This is a genomic window from Streptomyces sp. ATexAB-D23 (assembly GCF_000373645.1).
Taxonomy (GTDB): Bacteria; Actinomycetota; Actinomycetes; order Streptomycetales; family Streptomycetaceae; genus Streptomyces; species Streptomyces castrisilvae.
The window spans coordinates 1-3,495 of record NZ_KB892066.1; the positions used below are offsets into that span (position 1 = coordinate 1).

Below are 3,495 nucleotides of genomic sequence, written 5' to 3' on the forward strand. Positions count from 1 at the left end.
CGTCCCGGCCCTCCACCACCAGATCCCACAACTCATCCGGAGAACCCACCCCACCCGGATAACGACACGCCATCCCCACAACCGCAATCGGCTCGGTGGCGTCGCCGATGAGGCGGTCGTTGGCCGAGCGGAGGCGTTCGTTCTCGACCATGGTCGTGCGGAGGGCCGTGACCAGCTGCTCTACAGATGCTTCCATGATGCTCTCAGCCCTCGCTCGGGTTGCGGGTCGGGTCGGCGGACGCCAGCGCTGCGCGCACCAGGTCGTCGACGTCCATGGTCTTGATCGCTTCGCCGGCCTGCGTGGTGTCGTCCTGCGGGGTGCGGGTGCCGGATTCGGTGGCGGGTGCGTGTGCGGCGGGCCGGGCGGCCAGCTTCAGCAGCGCGTCCAGCATGCCGGACTCCCGGAGCGCGTCGACCGGGATGTTCGTGAGGGCCTGCCGGATGGACTCATCGGTGTCCGCGGCCCCCTGCCCGCTCTGCGCGGGCGCGGCGCCGGCCGGTGCGTCGGGGGTGTTCTCCTCAAGTCCCGGCGGAAGCTCGTCGAGGAGGAAGTCCGCCAGCACCGAGGGGCTGGGATAGTCGAACATGAGGGTGGCCGGGAGTCGGAGGCCGGTGGCCTTCTGGAGCCGGTTGCGGAGATCGATGGCGGCGAGGGAGTCGAGACCGAGCTCGGTGAAGCCCTTGGAGACATCGATGGTGGCGGGGACGCTGTGGCTGACTCCGGCGACCTGTTCGCGTACGACGTCGAGTACCACGTCACGGCGATCGGCCGCCTTCATCCCGGACAGCCTTTGTTCCAGGGAGAGTTCCGCAGCAGGCGCGGCCACCGCGGTGACGGCGGGTGCCCGAACCTCCTTGCGGGCTGCGGGCCGTTCCGGTGCGCCGAGCACGTCCTTCAGCAGGTGCGGCGGCTCGGTCGTGGCCTGGCGGTCGCGTTCCACCCTGATCGGCACGAGTACCGGCCGGTCGAGTTCCAGGGCCTCGTCGAGGAGCGCGAGGCCCTCTGCGGTCGGCAGGGCCGGCATGCCCATGGTGCGCATGCGCCGCAGGTCGGCGTGGGTGACGCCGCCCCCGAGACCGGTCTTGGTCTCCCAGAGGCCGAACGCCAGCGATGTCGCCGGGAGTCCGGTCGCCCGTCGGTGGGTGGAGAGGGCGTCCAGGAAGCGGTTGGCCGCGGCGTAGTTGCCCTGGCCGACGCCGACGACGAGTCCGGCACAGGAGGAGAAGAGGATGAACGCCTTCAGATCCAGTCCGCGTGTCGCCTCGTGCAGGTTCCAGGCCGCGTCCACCTTGGGCCGCATCACCGTGTCGACCTGTGCGGGAGTGAGGGCGGCCAGCAGGGCGTTGTCCATGACCGCGGCCGCGTGGACCACTGCCGTCAGCGGATGTGCGGCCGGTATCGCGGTCAGCATGTCGTCGACCGCCGCACGGTCGGACGTGTCACAGGCCACGAGGGTGACGCGGGCGCCGAGTCCGTGCAGGGCGTCGCGGAGTTCGGTGGCGCCGGGGGCGTCCTGGCCGCGTCGTCCGGCGAGCAGGAGGTGGCGCACGCCGTGGCGTTCGACCAGGTGGCGGGCGACGACGGCGCCGAGGCCGCTGGTCCCTCCGGTGATCAGGACGGTTCCCTCGGCGTCCCAGGGCAGGGCCACCGCGGGCGTCTTCGCCGGCACCCGGGCCAGGCGGGGTACCCGTACCTCGGCGCCACGCAGGATCGCCTCGGGTTCACCGGACGCGGCCACGGCGGGCAGTGACCCGCCGGCCGCGGCGCTGCCGTCGGTGTCGACGAGGACGAACCGGCCGGGGTACTCCTCCTGCGCTGCCCGCAACAGCCCCCACACAGGTGCCTGGACGAGGTCCACGGCGGTGTCGCTCTCCTCGTCGGAGAGGGGGAGAGCGTTACGCGTGACCACCATGAGGCGGGACTGGGCGTACCGCTCGTCCGCCAGCCAGGACTGGAGCGTGTCGAGGACCTGCCCGGTGACGGAGCGGACGGCCGTCGGGACGTCGTCATGCTCCGTGGCGTGCGGTACGGGCAGGAGGACGACGTCGGGGACCGGAGCGCCGCCCGTCAGCGCGGCGCCGAGTGCGGCGAGGTCGCTGTAGGCGGTGGTGCCGGGGCCGGCCGCGGCGGCGTCGCCGAGCACGGCCCAGCGGTCCGTGGCCGCGGCCACGGCGGCGCCGAGGGGCAGTTGCTGCGTGACCAGCTGGAAGACGGCCTCGTGTTCGCCGCCGCCCGCCGCGGCGGCCGCGTTGACCTTGGCCGCGGTGACGGGGCGGACCACGAGCGAGTCGATCGTGGCGACCGGGGTGCCCGTGGGGTCGGTGAGTTCGAGCCGTACCGCGTCGGACCCTTGTGACCGGTGGGATTCGACGGCGGTGATACGCACTCGCAGCCGGGAGGAGCCTGCGGCGTGCAGGGTGACACCGGACCAGGCGAACGGCAGCTGGGTGCCGCCGACGTCCTGGGGCCGGCGGCCGTCCATGAAGTCGGTGGCACTCAGCGCCGCGTCGAGGATGGAGGGGTGGAGCCGGAACTCCTTGCCGACGTCCAGGGAGTCCTCCGGCAGGGAGACCTCCGCGAATGTCTCCTTGCCCCGGGACCAGATGCCGCGCAGGCCCCGGAACATGGGTCCGTAGCCGTAGCCCTGGCCGGTGAGGTAGTCGTACACACCGGAGATGTCGACCTCGGTCGCACCCGTGGGCGGCCAGTCGGCCGGGGCGGGGGCGAAGGCGTCAGCGGGCGGCGCCTGTCCGGTCCCCGGGGCGAGTACGCCGCTGGCGTGCTTGCTCCAGGGGGCGCCGGCGGGGGCGTCGTCGGCCCGGGAGTAGACGGCGAGCGAGCAGCGCCCGCCCGCGTCCGGAGCGTCGACGACGACCTGGACGGCGAGTCCGCCGTGGGGCGGGAGCGGCATCAGCGCCTCGATGGTGAGTTCCTCCACCACCTCGCAGCCGACCTCCTCACCGGCCCGGATGGCCAGTTCGATGTAGCCGGTGCCGGGCAGGAGCACGGTCCCGAGGACGTCGTGGTCGGCGAGCCAGGGGTGGGTGCGGACGGAGAGGCGCCCGGTGAGCACGACGCCGCCGGCCTCCGGGGAGGCGACCACGGCGCTGAGGAGCGGATGCGCGGCCGCGGTCTGGCCCAGGCCGGTCACATCGCCGCCGACCGGATCGGGGGCGTCGAGCCAGTACGTGGTCCGGCCGAAGGCGTACGTGGGCAGTTCGACCCTGCGGGCGCCACGACCGTCGAGGACGCCCGCCCAGTCGACGCGGGGTCCGGCGACGTGCAGCCGGGCGAGGGCGGCGAGCAGGGTGGAAACCTCTGGCCGGCCCTTGCGCAGGACGGGCACGGTGAGGGTGTCGGACGTGACGGATGCCGTGGCCTCGGTGAGGGCGGAGAGCACCGCGTCGGGGCCGAGTTCCACGAAGCGGGTGACGCCCTGGTCCGCGAGGTGAGCGATCCCATCAGCGAACCGGACCGCCTCACGGACATGACGC

Annotated in this window: 2 protein-coding genes; both read right to left on the bottom strand. The window is 73.0% G+C overall.

Translation table 11 applies throughout. The annotated features are described in order from the left end of the window. Nucleotides 1-196, bottom strand: a 196-nt coding sequence (locus B082_RS37105; RefSeq protein ID WP_037711302.1) for a beta-ketoacyl synthase N-terminal-like domain-containing protein, incomplete at its 3' end; no start/stop codon positions are given. A 7-nt stretch (nucleotides 197-203) separates the two neighbouring features. Further along, nucleotides 204-3,495 (bottom strand): type I polyketide synthase (locus tag B082_RS37110; protein WP_018555736.1); only part of this gene is annotated, 3,292 nt, incomplete at its 5' end.